Origin of the sequence: Neisseria sp. 19428wB4_WF04, from assembly GCF_015235335.1 — a bacterium.
GTDB lineage: Bacteria > Pseudomonadota > Gammaproteobacteria > Burkholderiales > Neisseriaceae > Neisseria > Neisseria musculi.
Genome location: NZ_JADGLG010000056.1, coordinates 1 through 14,375, shown reverse-complemented (window position 1 = coordinate 14,375; position 14,375 = coordinate 1). Strand labels below are relative to the sequence as shown.

The window sequence follows — 14,375 nt, the reverse complement described above, 5'->3', positions numbered from 1 at the left end:
GCCCCAGCCCAAGCAGCCGCCCCCGCCGCACCGGCAGGCGGTGCAACCGTTAAAGTAGAAGTGCCCGATATCGGCGGCCACAACGGAGTGGATGTGATTGCCGTTGAAGTGAAGGCAGGCGACAGCGTGGCCGTTGACGATACGCTGATTACACTGGAAACCGATAAAGCCACAATGGATGTGCCCAGCACCGCCGCCGGTGTGGTGAAGGCCGTGTATGTGAAAGTGGGCGACAAAGTTTCGCAAGGCACGCAGATTATCGAAGTGGAAACCGCAGGCGGTGCCGCTTCCGCCCCTTCAGCAGAGGTGCCGCAAGCCGCCGCGCCGCAAACTCCTGCAGCTGTATCACAACCGGCAGCCGCCCCCGCAACACCCGCCGCAGCCCCCGTTGCCGCATTCGGCAACACACCGGTTAATGAGGCCGCGTTTGTCAAAGCCCACGCCGGCCCCTCCGCCCGCAAACTGGCACGCGAATTGGGTGTGGATTTGGGTTTGGTGAAAGGCAGCGGAGCCAAAGGGCGCATTGTCGGCGACGACATCAAGGCCTTTGTGAAAGCCGCCATGCAGGGCGGTGCAGGCTCTGCCGCAGCCGGCGCACCATCGCTCGGCGGCAGCCTTGACCTGCTGCCGTGGCCGAAAGTCGATTTCAGCAAATTCGGTGAGATTGAAACCCGGCCGCTGTCGCGCATCAAGAAAATTTCCGGCCAAAACCTGTCGCGCAACTGGGTTATGATTCCCCACGTTACCGTGAACGATGAAGCCGATATGACCGATCTGGAAACTTTCCGCCAGCAGCTTAACAAAGAGTGGGAGCGCGAAGGTTTGAAGCTCTCGCCGCTGGCGTTTGTTATCAAGGCGTCGGTAGCCGCGTTGCAGGCATTCCCCGAGTTTAATTCTTCATTGGACGGCGACAACCTGATTCTGAAAAAATACTACAACATCGGTTTTGCCGCCGACACGCCCAACGGCTTGGTGGTGCCGGTGATTAAAGATGCCGATAAAAAAGGCTTGAAAGAAATTTCACGCGAGCTGGCCGAGTTGAGCAAAAAGGCCCGCGAAGGCAAGCTCAAGCCCAATGAAATGCAGGGCGCGGGCTTTACCATTTCGAGCTTGGGCGGCATCGGCGGCACGGGCTTCACCCCGATTGTAAACGCCCCCGAAGTGGCCATTTTGGGTGTTTGCAAATCGCAGATGAAACCCGTTTGGAACGGCAAAGAATTTCAGCCGCGCTTAATGTGCCCGCTGAGCCTGTCGTTCGACCACCGCGTCATCGACGGCGCGGCCGGTATGCGCTTTACCGTGTATCTCGCAAACCTGCTGAAAGATTTCCGCCGAGTAATGCTGTAACCGTTTTTCAGGCGGCCTCTTGATAGTGCAGGCCGCCTGAAAGCCGTTTTCCGAAGCAGTAAATCGTTTTTTTAATAATCTGCCTTCAATAAGGTAAAATCTGAGTATTTAGTATTTCAGGTCAGAATCAATTCAATTATTCAAGGAGCAGGGTGTGAAACTGAACAATATTTTGAGTATTGCTTTTTTGGGAATGGCGGTAAGTACAATGGCACAAGCCCATGTAACCGTGCGTAATTTTGCCAATGGCGTGGACAGCATGTCGGGAAAGTCGGATCACTTCCGTTTGAACGTACCCACTAATCGCAATAAGGCGGTTACACAAGTCAAATTTGTGATACCCGAAGAAGTAAAGCTGTTGTTCATTCATCCGGTACCGGGTTGGAAATACAAGGTAGAAAAAAACAGCGAAGGCAATATTTCAACCGTAGTTTACAAAGGCAGAATGGAAGCGGGAGAATATACGGCCTTCCCGTTTATTGCCCGTAATCCGGCAAAATCCGATACGGCAGTGAAATATAAAGCTTACGTTACTTATGAAGATAAAGTGGTTGTGCCTTTCGATGGCTCTCCGGAAGCCAAAGGTTACCAGCCGACAATCTTATTGAAATAAATATAGGCAGGCCGTCTGAAAAACCATCAAATGCAAATGGTTTTCAGACGGCCTGCAAAAGCAGAAGGAGCTTCTGTTGATCTTTAAAGCGAAAGGTTAAAAATGAGTTTAATCGAATTGAAAGTACCCGACATCGGCGGCCATGAAAATGTGGATATTATTGCCGTCGAAATCAAAGCAGGCGATACGGTTGCAGCGGAAGATACGTTGGTTACTTTGGAAACAGACAAAGCTACTATGGATGTACCTACTGAAGTTGCAGGGGTGGTGAAAGAAGTCAAAGTCAAAGTAGGTGACAAAATTTCTGAAGGCGGTGTGATTGCCGTGATTGAAACCGCCGCAGCGGCAGAAGCTCCCAAAGCAGAGCCTAAGGCCGAGGCAGCGCAAGACGTTCCCGCAGCGGCGGCCGCACCGCAGGCCGCACCATTCAGCGGCAAGGCCGATGCCGAATACGATGTGGTGGTGCTGGGCGGCGGCCCCGGCGGGTATTCTGCCGCGTTTGCCGCAGCAGACGAGGGCTTGAAGGTTGCCATTGTCGAGCGTTATGCCACTTTGGGCGGTGTGTGCCTGAACGTGGGCTGTATCCCCTCCAAAGCCCTGCTGCACAACGCCAACGTAATCGATGAAGTGCGCCACTTGGCCGCCAACGGCATCAAATATTCCGAGCCTGAGCTGGATATCGATATGCTGCGTACCTACAAAGAAAACGTTATCGGCAAGCTCACCGGCGGCCTGGCGGGCATGGCGAAAATGCGCAAAGTCGATGTGGTTCGCGGCAACGGCAGATTTGTCGGCCCCAACCACATGGAAGTCGCGTTGACAACCGGCCGCGGCAAAGAAGAAACCGGAGAAAAACAAACCGTTGCATTTAAAAACGCCATCATCGCCGCCGGCAGCCGCGTGGTAAACCTGCCGTTTATCCCCGAAGACCCGCGCATCATCGATTCGACCGGCGCGCTCGCGCTCCAATCGGTGCCCGGTAAAATGCTGATTATCGGCGGCGGCATCATCGGCTTGGAAATGGGTACAGTGTACAGTACGCTGGGCACCCGTCTTGACGTGGTCGAAATGATGGACGGTCTGATGCAGGGTGCCGACCGCGATTTAGTGAAAGCATGGCAGAAGCAGAACGAATACCGCTTCGACAACATCATGGTCAATACCAAAACCGTGGCGGTAGAGCCGAAAGAAGACGGCATTTATGTTACCTTTGAGGGTGCCGCCGCGCCTAAAGAGCCGCAACGCTATGATGTAGTGTTGGTGGCTGCAGGCCGTGCACCCAACGGCAAACTCATCGGTGCCGAGAATGCCGGTGTGGCCGTTACCGAGCGCGGTTTTATCAATGTAGATAAACAAATGCGCACCAACGTGCCCCATATTTACGCTATCGGCGACATTGTCGGCCAGCCCATGCTGGCGCATAAAGCCGTGCACGAAGGCCACGTTGCCGCCGAAAACTGCGCCGGCCACAAAGCCTATTTCGATGCAAGGGTGATACCCGGCGTGGCCTACACCGCTCCCGAAGTAGCCTGGGTGGGCGTAACCGAAACCTCTGCCAAAGAGCAGGGCATCAAAATCACCAAAGCCAACTTCCCGTGGGCAGCATCAGGTCGCGCCATCGCCAACGGTTGCGATCACGGCTTTACCAAGCTGATTTTCGATGCCGAAAGCGGCCGCATCATCGGCGGCGGCATTGTCGGCCCCAACGGCGGCGACATGATAGGCGAGATCTGCCTGGCCATCGAAATGGGCTGCGATGCAACCGATATCGGCAAAACCATCCACCCGCACCCGACTTTGGGCGAAACCATCGGCCTTGCCGCAGAAGTGGCGCTGGGCGTATGCACCGATTTACCGCCGCAGCGTAAAAAATAAAGCGGTTTACCGTTATCGTGTTAACAGGCCGTCTGAAACCTTTTCAGACGGCCTTGTATATCGTACCCCATGAAAAAAGGAGGGTATTTTACATTTCGTTTGTTTTTGATTCACTATAAAAAACCGGTAATGCTCAGCTGTATTTCACTGAATCGTTACCGCTGTTTTTTTGGATAAATTCGATTTTATAGCCATCAGGGTCTTCCACAAAAGCAATCACGGTGGTGCCGTGTTTCATCGGTCCGGCTTCGCGGGTAACCTTGCCGCCTTTGACGCGCACGGCATCGCAGGCAGCATAGGCATCGTCCACTTCGATGGCGGTATGGCCGTAGGCGGTGCCCAAATCGTATTGTTCAATGTCCCAGTTGTGGGTGAGTTCCAAAACGGCGTGTTCGGCTTCGTTGCCGTAACCTACGAATGCCAGTGTGAAACGGCCTTCTGGGTAATCATGTTTGCGCAGGAGTTTCATGCCCAAAACGTCTTGATAAAATGCTAATGATTTTTCGAGGTTGCCGACACGCAGCATGGTGTGGAGTATTCTCATGGTTATCCTTTCTGAAACGGTATGCCGGGCGGCTGCGGCTTATTTTAACACGGCCTGCCGTGTGTGGTTTGGTTGCGTCCGGTTTCAGGCGGCAGCCAATCCCACCCGTCAAAAAGCCTCCCGAATCGACATTGCCGAACGCGCCCGGGCAGGCCGAAAGCGGCCGGCAAATCCACCGGAAACCGCACGATGCCCGATGGCGAACAGGCCGGTATGGATTGGGAATCCGATAACGGTAAGGACAAAACCCGCCACGCCGGTCCGCACGGATCATTTAAGTATGTATGCGCATCTATGGCGTTTAACGGTATGTTCGGTTTCGGCATCGATGAAAGGGTTGAGAGAACGGACTGGACTACCCCAAAAAAACGAACAGTTTAACCAATCAACCCCCAAGGCCTAAACCTTGTATTGCACAGACCCAGTCCTTTTAATTTCAATTTAATCCCATTATGGTTGTATCTTGGCCGGCTTGGCTTCTTCACAGATTTCCCGCCTTTCAATTTGCCCCAAACCGTCAAGGCGGCACTGCAAGCAGATGCAGGCCGTCTGAAAATCTTTTGCCTTCCGGCAACTGCTTTCAGACGGCTTTTGCCCGCGGTATCGGGCGGTTGTCGGGTGTGTATAGAGTCTGTCGGCAGATTCAACCGGCCATGTCTCTTTTGGGGGCAGACTCTTAAATTTATGATCATTCTAATGACGTCAGACTGAAAATCCAAAGGATAAATGGTGATGTCTGACCGCCGGCCGATGCTGCCCTCCTCGTGGAGAATATAACGCAATGCCCGTTTGCGCACGGCAGCGCGGTTTAGAGAAAAAACGTTGGCCGTATGTTTTTTAGCACTCCCCTGCAGATGGTATTTCATAACTTCCACTCAATCCGTTTGAATACTTTGCCGTAAAAAACTGTAACTCATACATTGGGTGATGGTGTCTGGCTTGGGACGCAGGTCGAATAACTGCACACTTGGCCGTTTTTCAGGAGTGGATAGTGCCTGACTTTTTTGGGGCAGGCGGTTAATTTCTGGGCAGGTCTCAGATATTTTATTGGGTGGGGCGGGTTTGCCGCCGGGCATGGAAAAACTGTTGCAGCAGCGCTCCGCACTCATCGGCCAGCACCCCGCCGGCAATTGCTGTGCGGCGGTTCAGGCGGATATTGCCGAACAAATCCACCACGCTGCCGGCAGCGCCCGTTTTCGGCTCTCGGGCGCCGTAAACCACGCGGGCAACCCGCGCTTGGATGAGTGCGCCCGCACACATACTGCAAGGCTCCAGCGTGATATAGATGTCGCAGCCATCGAGCCGGTAGTTTTGCAGTGTGCGGCCGGCGGCTTCCAATACGCTGATTTCGGCATGGCGGCCGATGTTGCAGCTGCTGATGCAGGTGTTGTGTGCCGCCGCAATAATTTCCCCGTTTTTCACCGCCACCGCACCCACCGGTATTTCGCCCGCTGCGGCAGACTGCTTAGCCTGCGCCAGAGCCTGCCGCATAAAAAATTCCATTTCTGAGGCAGGCGGAAACACTGCTACCGGCGGGTGCAGGCGCACTGCTTCGAGCAGGGCGGCTTTTTCAGACGGCTCCAGGTCGTGCGCCCCGGCATTGCGCATGGCGGCGGCAAGCTGCCACAGGGTGCTGCGGGTAACGGTCAGCCCGGCCGCTTTCAGCAGCAGAAACGTGCCGGCCGCCCCGCGCGAGCGTATATCTGCCTGCGTGCGGATGCCGAGCGATTGCAGCGTCTGCAAAACTTTGGGGGCAAAAGGCGGGTGGGTGAGTTGCGTCATGGTTGCCGTGGCCGTCTGAAAACAACGGCGATTGTACAACAGATAAGGGCGGCGGGCGGCGCGGTGTCTTTTCAGACGGCCGGCACGGCATTTTTCAGACGGCCTGCCGTATAACTTTAACGCTGTAAAAACTCATAACAATAGAAGCAAGCGTTCTTTGTATCGGCAGGGTGATTACCGTACAATGCGCGTTTTATCCGTTTTTCAGGAAACACCATGTTCAAAAAAATCGTGTTGGGCAGCGTGGCTGCATTGGTTTTGGCAGCCTGCGGCGGCGAAGACGCAGGCACTCAGGCTTCCGGCGCACCGGTTCCGCAAACTGCGGCCGGTTCGCTGCTGGAGCGCATCAACAACAAAGGCACGGTAACCGTGGGCACCGAAGGCACTTATGCGCCGTTTACCTATCATGACGAAAGCGGCAAATTAACCGGTTATGATGTGGAAGTTACCCGTGCCGTGGCCGAAAAGCTGGGCATTCAAATCAAGTTTGAAGAAACCCAGTGGGATGCGATGCTGGCCGGTTTGAAAGCGGGGCGTTTCGATATGGTGGCCAACCAGGTGAGCCTGACCACGCCGGAGCGCCGCGCCACTTTCGACAAATCGGCCGATTACAGTTATTCCGGCCCGATGGCGGTAAGCCGCCAAAACGACACCCGCATCAAGCAGTTGGCCGATGTTAAAGGCCTGTCGGCCGCGCAAACCCTGAGCAGCAATTATGGTGAAATGGCGCAGAAAGCCGGTGCAGAGATTGTTCCCGTGGACGGTATGGCGCAGGCGCTGGCGCTGGTGCGGCAGAAACGTGCCGATTTCACCTTCAACGATTCGCTGGCCCTGCTAGATTATCTGAAGAAAAACCCTGATTCCGGCCTGAAAACGGCTTGGACGGCGCCTGCCGGAGAAAAACTGGGGGCGGGTTTTATCGTGAATAAAAACAATGATGAAGCCTTGGCAAAAATCAGCGGCGCGGTGGAAGCGCTGCGCAAGGACGGCACGCTGAAAAAGCTGGGCGAGCAATTCTTTGGTGAAGATGTAAGTGTTAAGTGATTTCTTAAGCGCGCTGCCTTTTATGACCGAAGCCCGCGCGGCTTTGGTCATAAACGCATTTTGGCCGATGGTGAAGGCAGGGTTTCTGTATTCGGTTCCGCTGGCTGCGGTTTCTTTTGTGTGCGGCATACTGATTGCCCTGGGCGTGGCGCTGGTGAGAGTGGTGCCTGCTGCCGGCCTGTTCCACTGTTTGCTTTCGGGCGTGGTACGGTTTTACGTTTCGGCCATACGCGGCACCCCCATGCTGGTGCAGCTGATGGTGGTGTTTTACGGCCTGCCCGCCATCGGTATCACGCTCGACCCGCTGCCCACCGCCATCATCGGCTTTTCGCTCAATATCGGTGCCTATGCTTCCGAAACCATACGCGCAGCAATATTGTCGGTGCCCAAAGGCCAGTGGGAAGCCGGTTTTTCCATCGGCATGACCTATATGCAGACTTTCCGCCGCATCATTATGCCGCAGGCCTTGCGCGTGTCTGTGCCGCCCTTGAGCAACACCTTTATCGGCCTGTTTAAAGATACTTCGCTGGCTTCGGTGGTAACCATCACCGAGCTCTTTCGCGCAGCGCAGCAGATTGCCAACGCCAGCTATGATTTTCTTCCCGTTTATATCGAGGCCGGCCTGATTTACTGGGTGTTTTGCTTTTTGCTCTTTATCGTTCAGGCCAAACTCGAAAAACGGCTCGACCGTTATATTGCCAAGTGAGGCAAGCCATGATTGAAATCCGCAATATCCACAAATCATTCGGGAATAACGCCGTTTTGCGCGGCATCGACTTAGATGTGGCCAAAGGCAGCGTGGTGGTGATACTGGGCCCATCCGGTTCAGGCAAAACCACTTTCCTGCGCTGCCTGAACGCCCTGGAAATACCTCAGGCGGGCACCATAGCCTTTAACGGGGGCGGAGCATTGAAAATCGATTTTGCCGCCGGGGTGTCGAAAAAAGACATGCTCGCCCTGCGCCGCAAATCGGGCATGGTGTTTCAGCAATACAACCTGTTTCCGCACAAAACCGCTTTGGAAAATGTGATGGAAGGCCCTGTGGCCGTGCAGGGGAAATCTGCCGCACAAGCCAAACAGGCCGCTATGGTGCTGTTGGAAAAAGTGGGGCTGGGCGGCAAAGCCGATCTCTATCCCCACCAGCTTTCCGGCGGGCAGCAGCAGCGTGTCGGCATTGCCCGCGCACTTGCCATCCAGCCCGAGCTGGTGTTGTTTGACGAGCCGACATCTGCTCTCGATCCCGAGCTGGTGCAGGACGTGTTGGATACCATGAGGGCATTGTCGAAAGAAGGCTGGACCATGATGGTGGTAACCCACGAAATCAAATTCGCAATGGAAGCAGCCGATACCGTGGTAGTCATGGATAACGGCGTGATAGTGGAGCAAGGCTCGCCCGAATCCCTGTTCCGCCACCCGCAGCACGAGCGCACCAAGCGGTTTTTACAGCAGATTCGGGTGGCGGCCGGATAGGCGCTTATTTGATGAAAGGCCGCAGCCTTGACAAAAAAATCTTCATGCCGTCTGAAAGGTTTCCATGCCGTTATCTCCGTGCAGGAAAATCGAGCAGGCGAAAGCCGGATAAAAGCATTGGAGTATGGATTAAACCATAAAGCCCGCCAACTGCTGCTGATATTAATATTATCCGCATCTGCACATTCAGACGGCCTTCGGGCAATATTGCTACAATAGCGCGTGTTTTTTTCCCAAACAACGGTCATGAACGGTAACGTTACCTTATTCACTTTATTTCTGCTCGGCTTTTTCGGCGGCGGCCACTGTGTGGGCATGTGCGGCGGATTAAGCAGTGCGTTTGCGCTGCAACTGCCGCCGCACATCAACCGCTTTTGGCTGATTACGCTGTTGAATGCCGGGCGCGTTTCCAGTTATGTGTTCATCGGTGTGCTGCTGGGGCTGCTCGGCCAAATCGGTATTTCGCTCGACCAAACCCGCTGGCTGCAAAACGGCCTGTTTGCGGCGGCCAATATCCTGCTGCTGCTGCTGGGGCTTTATCTGGCCGGTTTGTCTGCGTGGGCGGTGAGGGTCGAATCATTGGGAAGGCCGGTGTGGAAGCGGCTCAATCCGCTGTTGAATAAATTGCTGCCGATACGCAGCGTGCCGGCCTGTTTCGGCGTGGGAATGCTGTGGGGCTGGCTGCCGTGCGGCCTGGTGTACAGCGCATCGCTCTATGCCTTGGGCAGCGGCAGTGCGGTGCAGGGCGGTCTGTATATGCTGGCCTTTGCATCGGGCACGCTGCCCAACCTGTTGGCGGCGGGCTGGTTTGCTGCGCAGTTAAAAAGCGTATTGCAGCAAAAACCGCTGCGCTTGGCGGCGGGTTTGGTGGTGGCCGCTTGGGCGGTTTGGCAGCTGGCGGTGTTTTTTCCGGCCGTTTTTGCTTGAATTATGCGGCGGCAACGGCGGCTTTGAAAAGGTGTGCCGTTTTAAGATTCGATTTATAATGCGGGCTTTTCCCGCGCGTATGCAACCATGAAAACCGTAGAAAAAAATATGCTGGTGCTGCACAGTGCCGGGCAGATGTTCGATTTGGTCGACAGGGCGGAAGATTATCCGCAGTTTCTGCCGTGGTACAGCAAAACCGAAATCATCGAGCGCAGCGGCAACGAGCTGAAAGCGCGGCTGTTTATGGACTATATGGGTGTGCGCCAGTCGTTTGCCACCCACAACCACAATGTTCCCGGCCGCGAAATCCGCATCGATCTGCTCGAAGGGCCGTTCAAAGCGCTGCACGGCACATGGAAATTTATTCCGCTGGGCGATGATTGCTGCAAAATCGAGTTCAAACTGCAATACGATTTTTCAAGTGCGCTGCTCTCCACTTTGATTTCGCCTGTGTTCGGCCATCTGTCGGGCACGCTGGTGGACGCATTTGTGAAAGAGGCAAACCGCCGCTATGGTTGAAATCGAAATCGCCTACGGCACGGCGCAAAAGCAATTGCTGCAAACCCTGCGCGTGCCGGCCGGCACAACCGCCCGCGAAGCCGTGCTGCAGAGCCGTATTGCACAAGAATTTCCCGGTGCCGATGTGCAGAATGCGCCGCTGGGCATTTTCGGAAAAGCGGTCAAAGACCACACCGTGCTGCGCGATAACGACCGCGTAGAAGTTTACCGCCCCCTGCTTGCCGACCCCAAAGAAGCCCGCCGAAAACGGGCTGCGGCGGGAAAAGACAACTGATTTTTATATAGGAAACAAAGGCCGTCTGAAAATATTTTTTAAAATTTTTCTTTTCAGACGGCCTTAACCATACGATATGCCGCAAATCAAATTAATCGCAGGGCTGGGCAACCCCGGCGCCGAATACGCCCAAACCCGCCACAACGCAGGCTTTTGGTTTATCGATGAATTGGCCCGTGCTTGGAAAACCACGCTGAAAGAAGAAAAAAAATTTTTCGGCGAAACCGCCAAAGCGGCAGCCCCCGGAGGCGATGTGTGGCTGCTCAAGCCCAAAACCTTTATGAACCGATCCGGCCGGGCGGTGGCCGCACTGGCCTCGTTTTACAAAATCAAGCCCGAAGAAATTTTAGTGGTTCACGATGAACTCGATATTCCCAGCGGGCGCACCCGTTTCAAGCTCGGCGGCGGCAACGGCGGCCACAACGGTTTGAAAGACATACAGGCCGCGCTGGGCACGCCGGATTTTTACCGCCTGCGTTTGGGCATCGGCCATCCCGGAGACCGCAATCTGGTGCTGGGTTATGTGCTCAACAAACCCGATGCGCAAAGCAGGCAGGCAATCGAAGAGGCCGTTGCCAAATCCCTGCAAGGGTTGCCGTTGGTTTTGTCGGGCGCTTGGGAAGAAGCGGTGCGGTTTTTCCACAGCAAGTGAGGGTTGGGTGGGAACGGTGGGCCAGTGCCTGTAAGATTTGCTGCAGCCGTCTGAATATTTCAATGCCGCTGTGGCGAACCCGCATTGTTTTTTCGGAACACGCAAGCCGCAGGCAATACGGAACCGGTTATACCGCTTGGGCGGCTTGCCAAACCGTTTTCTTGGGCTGAGGCTGAGTAAGGCGGTAACGGGAAATAAACCGGATTGCCTATCGCTGCCTGCCCGGAGCAGATGAAGCAGCGGGCATCAGGTTTTTAAGGGAGCAGCCGCTGCTTTAAAATCACGGCAGCACCGGCCGGATATCGCTTGCGGCACCCAGCCCGGTGTTTGTTTGGGCGGAACCGTAATCTCAGGCCGTCTGAAAACAGATAACGCGGTTTATCGGCGTTGAAAGTTTTCAGACGGCCTTTGCTGCCGGGCTCGGGCATGGCTGCCGGCAATTCGGGCTTTACCGGTGCGGTTTGTTATTGCGCCCACGCCGCATCGTAATCGGCTTGGGCGTTGTCGGGCAGTTGCGGCCCTTCGCCCGCAAACCACACGGGTCGGTGTGCCTGCGGGGCAGCTTGGGCGGGCTGTGCCGAAAAATCTTTCAGCAGGCGTTTGTATTCGTTTGACTGCTGCAACAGCGCGCGGGCGGCAGATTTCAAATCGTTGATGTGGTAGTGGGGCAGGTAAAATGTGGTGGGGATGTTCAACACGTTTTTACGCAGCTGCGATTCGGGCAGGTCGCGCAGATTAAGGCTCACGAAATACATACCGCGCTTTGAGCCGCCGGGCTGTTTGGCGGCATTCTCGTTCCATTGGTCGGCAAAAATGCGGAACTGCCGCAGCGATTCCTGCGAATATTTGTCGATGGGGATATCGACAATGGCCGACAACACATCGGTAAGGCCGGGTATGGCCGGAGATTGGTCGATATTGCGGGCAATCTGGTTTTGCGCATTTACGTTGATGATAACGATGCGGCCGATATTTTCTGCGGCTGCCTGCTTCTGCACGGCTTCGCCGGAGCGCATATCCACGATGTCCAGTATGCCGCGCAGACCGAGATTGTCGGTGAGGCCGCCATCGAGCAGATGGATATACGGGCGTTTGGTGTGGTCGTTATAGAGGCTGTGGTAACTATTCGCCAGCTCCCGTTTGGTTTGCTGCTGCAATTTTCCCGTATTGCCGTTTTCCGGCGCGTATTTCAAACGCTCGGGCAGGGCGTAGCCGCAGTTGCCGCCGTTGTTGTTGAGCGTAATCGGGCTGAAAATCAGCGGCACCGCGCTGGAAGCAGCCACGGCGCGGGCGATGCGCAGGCCGGAGAGGTTCAGACACATGGCATCGAAGTGTTCCTGCGTAAAATCCAAACGGCTGCCGGCCGCCATATCGGTGGCGGAAATCACGGCAAACGGGCCTTTGCGGCGTTTGTCGAGATCGTCAAACGTGGCACCCCGAAACAAGGTGTTTTCAAACTGTTCCTGCAGCAGATCGCCCCGGCCGTATTCCGGCGAAGTGAGGCGGGGCAGGTTGGCAAACGAAAACACCTGTTTGGCAAACTGGCGTTGGAAATTCTGCTTTAAAAACCGCCGCTCGAATGAAGGAACGGTTTCTTTGCCGTGCAGCGCAAAATAAGCCGCCAACACCGAGCCGCCGGAAACACCGTAAACCAAATCAACGCTCTCGAGCAGGCTCTGCTCTTTGCTGCCGAAGTTGATTTTCTGGCGGTTTAACTCTTCGACCACACCATAGCCCAGGGCTGCCGCCCGCGTGCCGCCGCCGGAAAATACCAGCACCACGAAAGTATCATCGGCTTTGGCGCGGGCGAAGTTTTTTTCGAGACGGTAGCCTGTTTCGGTATTGACGGTTTGTATGGTTGCCAGCGGCTGGTATTGGACCAGTGCGCATGACGACATCAAAAGAGCAGCCGATGCGGACAAACCTTTCTTCAGGCCGTCTGAAAAACGCAGTTGCTTGGTTTTCATTTTATTTTGTATCCGTTAAATTCCATCAAATGCAAAAAAGCAGCCCGGGCTGCTTTTTATTTGTTTTTATTCGGTTTTCCTATCAGATTGCTGCTTTGCGGTTTTCTCGCCGATTTTACTTTCTTTCCCGCGCAAGAGATTGCCGATATTGCTTTTATGCCGGTAAAGCACCAAAAGGGCGATGGCCGCCGTAGCCCATACCCACGAAGGGTAGGGCATAAAGAAACAGGCAGCCAGCGGGCTGATAAGGGTGGCCGCCAATGCCGCCAACGAAGATACCTTGAAACCGAAAGCCATCACCAGCCAAACCGCCGCACACACCAAAGCGGTCGGCCACGACAATGCCAATAACACCCCCAAAGCAGTAGCCACGCCTTTACCGCCTTTGAAGCCGAAAAATACCGGCCACATATGGCCGGCCAGCGCGGCCACGGCAACCAGGGCGATGGTTGCCGGATCCAAGCCGAGCGGTTCTTGCAGCCATTTTGCCAGCAATACGGCCACCAAACCTTTGAGCGCATCGCCCAACAGGGTGAGTGCGGCCGCTTTTTTCCTGCCGCTGCGCAAAACATTGGTGGCACCGGGGTTTCCCGAACCGTAGGTGCGCGGGTCGGCCATACCGTAGAATTTCGACACAATCACCGCAAAAGAAAGCGAACCGATCACATAACCGGCAGTTACAACCAAGAAATTAAACATTACAGCAACTTTTGTTTTAGAATTGAAACCGATTTTAACGTGAAAACGGCACAACTGAAAATGGATAAAATTTTTTTACACGGCATGAAAGCCGAAACCTTAATCGGCGTTTATGACTGGGAACGCGGGCAGCCGCAAACCCTGCTGCTGGATTTGGTGGTCGGCGTGCCTGAAAAGTCGGGTGCCGGCGATGACATCAACGGTACCATCCACTATGCCGATGCATGCGCAGCCGTGCGCGCCAGCTTGAAAAACCAGCGGTTTTTACTGCTTGAAGCATTGGCGGAACACATTGCCGATTTGATGTTTTCCGATTTCGGAGCACAGTGGGTGCGGGTGAAGATTGTGAAGCCCGGCATTCTGCCCGATGTGCGCGAAGTAGGCGTGGAAATCGAACGCAGCATAAACTGAAAACAAATCAAACCGTTGTTCAGACGGCCTGATATTACCCTCAGGAAAGGGGGCATTTTGACATTCCTCCTCAACAACCCCGATTCATTACAAACCGTTACCCGCCACTCTTGCATGCCTCACCGTGTCCGCCGCCCACCCTTGCCCGCCTCCGGCCAAACACCCGCCGCCGCATCAGTGCGGTAAGCTCCGGCCTGCTTTTCCCGCAACCTTTGGCCGTCTGAACGCAGCGGCTCGGGCAGGCCGCCCGG

General features: G+C 55.0%; 17 protein-coding genes. 12 read left to right on the top strand and 5 right to left on the bottom strand.

Going from position 1 to position 14,375, the window contains the following annotated elements; genetic code table 11:
* From aceF to lpdA, 3 genes are all read left to right on the top strand, one after another.
* On the top strand, positions 1–1,347 hold a 1,347-nt coding region (gene aceF / locus IR141_RS10490; protein WP_135036955.1), incomplete at its 5' end, for a dihydrolipoyllysine-residue acetyltransferase.
* Positions 1,348–1,501: 154 nt separating this feature from the next.
* Positions 1,502–1,960: a DUF1775 domain-containing protein gene (locus tag IR141_RS10485; RefSeq protein ID WP_209304422.1), complete on the top strand. Its 459-nt coding sequence runs from the start codon at positions 1,502–1,504 to the stop codon at positions 1,958–1,960.
* Between the two features lie 102 nt (positions 1,961–2,062).
* The gene (gene lpdA, locus IR141_RS10480) at positions 2,063–3,835 is read left to right on the top strand and encodes a dihydrolipoyl dehydrogenase (RefSeq protein WP_135036952.1); all 1,773 of its coding nucleotides are present in this window, start codon (positions 2,063–2,065) and stop codon (positions 3,833–3,835) included.
* A gap of 133 nt (positions 3,836–3,968) precedes the next feature.
* On the opposite strand, the gene gloA is transcribed toward lpdA, so the two are convergent.
* The 3 genes from gloA to tadA form a co-directional block, all read right to left on the bottom strand.
* Positions 3,969–4,379: a lactoylglutathione lyase gene (gloA, locus tag IR141_RS10475; protein WP_135036948.1), complete on the bottom strand. Its 411-nt coding sequence runs from the start codon at positions 4,377–4,379 to the stop codon at positions 3,969–3,971.
* Positions 4,380–4,756: 377 nt separating this feature from the next.
* Positions 4,757–5,245 carry a hypothetical protein gene (locus IR141_RS10470; RefSeq protein WP_194198394.1) on the bottom strand — a complete coding sequence of 163 codons (489 nt, stop codon included), beginning with the start codon at positions 5,243–5,245 and terminating at the stop codon, positions 4,757–4,759.
* A gap of 178 nt (positions 5,246–5,423) precedes the next feature.
* Positions 5,424–6,161, bottom strand: a complete 738-nt coding sequence (gene tadA, locus IR141_RS10465) for a tRNA adenosine(34) deaminase TadA (RefSeq protein WP_135036942.1) — start codon at positions 6,159–6,161, stop codon at positions 5,424–5,426.
* A 216-nt stretch (positions 6,162–6,377) separates the two neighbouring features.
* On the opposite strand from tadA, the gene IR141_RS10460 reads away from it, so the two are divergent.
* From IR141_RS10460 to pth, 8 genes are all read left to right on the top strand, one after another.
* Positions 6,378–7,205: an amino acid ABC transporter substrate-binding protein gene (locus IR141_RS10460; RefSeq protein WP_135036939.1), complete on the top strand. Its 828-nt coding sequence runs from the start codon at positions 6,378–6,380 to the stop codon at positions 7,203–7,205.
* Positions 7,195–7,911, top strand: coding sequence for an amino acid ABC transporter permease (locus tag IR141_RS10455; protein WP_135036936.1), 717 nt, complete (start codon positions 7,195–7,197; stop codon positions 7,909–7,911). Before IR141_RS10460 ends, IR141_RS10455 begins: the two co-directional genes overlap by 11 nt.
* An 8-nt stretch (positions 7,912–7,919) precedes the next feature.
* Positions 7,920–8,675 carry an amino acid ABC transporter ATP-binding protein gene (locus IR141_RS10450; protein WP_135036933.1) on the top strand — a complete coding sequence of 252 codons (756 nt, stop codon included), beginning with the start codon at positions 7,920–7,922 and terminating at the stop codon, positions 8,673–8,675.
* Positions 8,676–8,702: 27 nt separating this feature from the next.
* Complete coding sequence (locus IR141_RS10445; RefSeq protein WP_135036930.1) at positions 8,703–8,894, top strand: hypothetical protein; 192 nt, start codon at positions 8,703–8,705, stop codon at positions 8,892–8,894.
* A 27-nt stretch (positions 8,895–8,921) separates the two neighbouring features.
* On the top strand, positions 8,922–9,602 hold the full coding sequence (locus IR141_RS10440) for a sulfite exporter TauE/SafE family protein (protein ID WP_135036927.1): 681 nt from the start codon (positions 8,922–8,924) through the stop codon (positions 9,600–9,602).
* Between the two features lie 87 nt (positions 9,603–9,689).
* On the top strand, positions 9,690–10,121 hold the full coding sequence (locus IR141_RS10435) for a type II toxin-antitoxin system RatA family toxin (protein WP_135036925.1): 432 nt from the start codon (positions 9,690–9,692) through the stop codon (positions 10,119–10,121).
* Positions 10,114–10,395 carry an RnfH family protein gene (locus tag IR141_RS10430; protein ID WP_135036922.1) on the top strand — a complete coding sequence of 94 codons (282 nt, stop codon included), beginning with the start codon at positions 10,114–10,116 and terminating at the stop codon, positions 10,393–10,395. Before IR141_RS10435 ends, IR141_RS10430 begins: the two co-directional genes overlap by 8 nt.
* Positions 10,396–10,471: 76 nt before the next feature.
* Complete coding sequence (pth, locus tag IR141_RS10425; RefSeq protein ID WP_135036919.1) at positions 10,472–11,047, top strand: aminoacyl-tRNA hydrolase; 576 nt, start codon at positions 10,472–10,474, stop codon at positions 11,045–11,047.
* Between the two features lie 464 nt (positions 11,048–11,511).
* Here the strand turns inward: pth and IR141_RS10420 are convergent, their stop codons facing one another.
* Together IR141_RS10420 and plsY are read right to left on the bottom strand one after the other, a co-directional pair.
* Positions 11,512–13,014: a patatin-like phospholipase family protein gene (locus IR141_RS10420; protein ID WP_135036916.1), complete on the bottom strand. Its 1,503-nt coding sequence runs from the start codon at positions 13,012–13,014 to the stop codon at positions 11,512–11,514.
* Positions 13,015–13,080: 66 nt separating this feature from the next.
* Positions 13,081–13,713 carry a glycerol-3-phosphate 1-O-acyltransferase PlsY gene (gene plsY / locus IR141_RS10415; protein WP_135036913.1) on the bottom strand — a complete coding sequence of 211 codons (633 nt, stop codon included), beginning with the start codon at positions 13,711–13,713 and terminating at the stop codon, positions 13,081–13,083.
* 60 nt (positions 13,714–13,773) lie between these two features.
* On the opposite strand from plsY, the gene folB reads away from it, so the two are divergent.
* A complete protein-coding gene (folB, locus tag IR141_RS10410) occupies positions 13,774–14,124 on the top strand; it encodes a dihydroneopterin aldolase (protein ID WP_135036910.1) in 351 nt (116 codons plus the stop codon).
* Positions 14,125–14,375: the final 251 nt, after the last annotated feature.

What these genes read in the sequence shown, in the direction of transcription:
- lpdA (WP_135036952.1), top strand. Translation starts at nt 2,063, where the DNA reads ATGAGTTTAATCGAATTGAAAGTACCCGACATCGGCGGCCATGAAAAT.
- gloA (WP_135036948.1), bottom strand. Translation starts at nt 4,379, where the DNA reads ATGAGAATACTCCACACCATGCTGCGTGTCGGCAACCTCGAAAAATCA.
- IR141_RS10470 (WP_194198394.1), bottom strand. Translation starts at nt 5,245, where the DNA reads ATGAAATACCATCTGCAGGGGAGTGCTAAAAAACATACGGCCAACGTT.
- tadA (WP_135036942.1), bottom strand. Translation starts at nt 6,161, where the DNA reads ATGACGCAACTCACCCACCCGCCTTTTGCCCCCAAAGTTTTGCAGACG.
- IR141_RS10460 (WP_135036939.1), top strand. Translation starts at nt 6,378, where the DNA reads ATGTTCAAAAAAATCGTGTTGGGCAGCGTGGCTGCATTGGTTTTGGCA.
- IR141_RS10450 (WP_135036933.1), top strand. Translation starts at nt 7,920, where the DNA reads ATGATTGAAATCCGCAATATCCACAAATCATTCGGGAATAACGCCGTT.
- IR141_RS10440 (WP_135036927.1), top strand. Translation starts at nt 8,922, where the DNA reads ATGAACGGTAACGTTACCTTATTCACTTTATTTCTGCTCGGCTTTTTC.
- IR141_RS10435 (WP_135036925.1), top strand. Translation starts at nt 9,690, where the DNA reads ATGAAAACCGTAGAAAAAAATATGCTGGTGCTGCACAGTGCCGGGCAG.
- IR141_RS10430 (WP_135036922.1), top strand. Translation starts at nt 10,114, where the DNA reads ATGGTTGAAATCGAAATCGCCTACGGCACGGCGCAAAAGCAATTGCTG.
- pth (WP_135036919.1), top strand. Translation starts at nt 10,472, where the DNA reads ATGCCGCAAATCAAATTAATCGCAGGGCTGGGCAACCCCGGCGCCGAA.
- IR141_RS10420 (WP_135036916.1), bottom strand. Translation starts at nt 13,014, where the DNA reads ATGAAAACCAAGCAACTGCGTTTTTCAGACGGCCTGAAGAAAGGTTTG.
- plsY (WP_135036913.1), bottom strand. Translation starts at nt 13,713, where the DNA reads ATGTTTAATTTCTTGGTTGTAACTGCCGGTTATGTGATCGGTTCGCTT.
- folB (WP_135036910.1), top strand. Translation starts at nt 13,774, where the DNA reads ATGGATAAAATTTTTTTACACGGCATGAAAGCCGAAACCTTAATCGGC.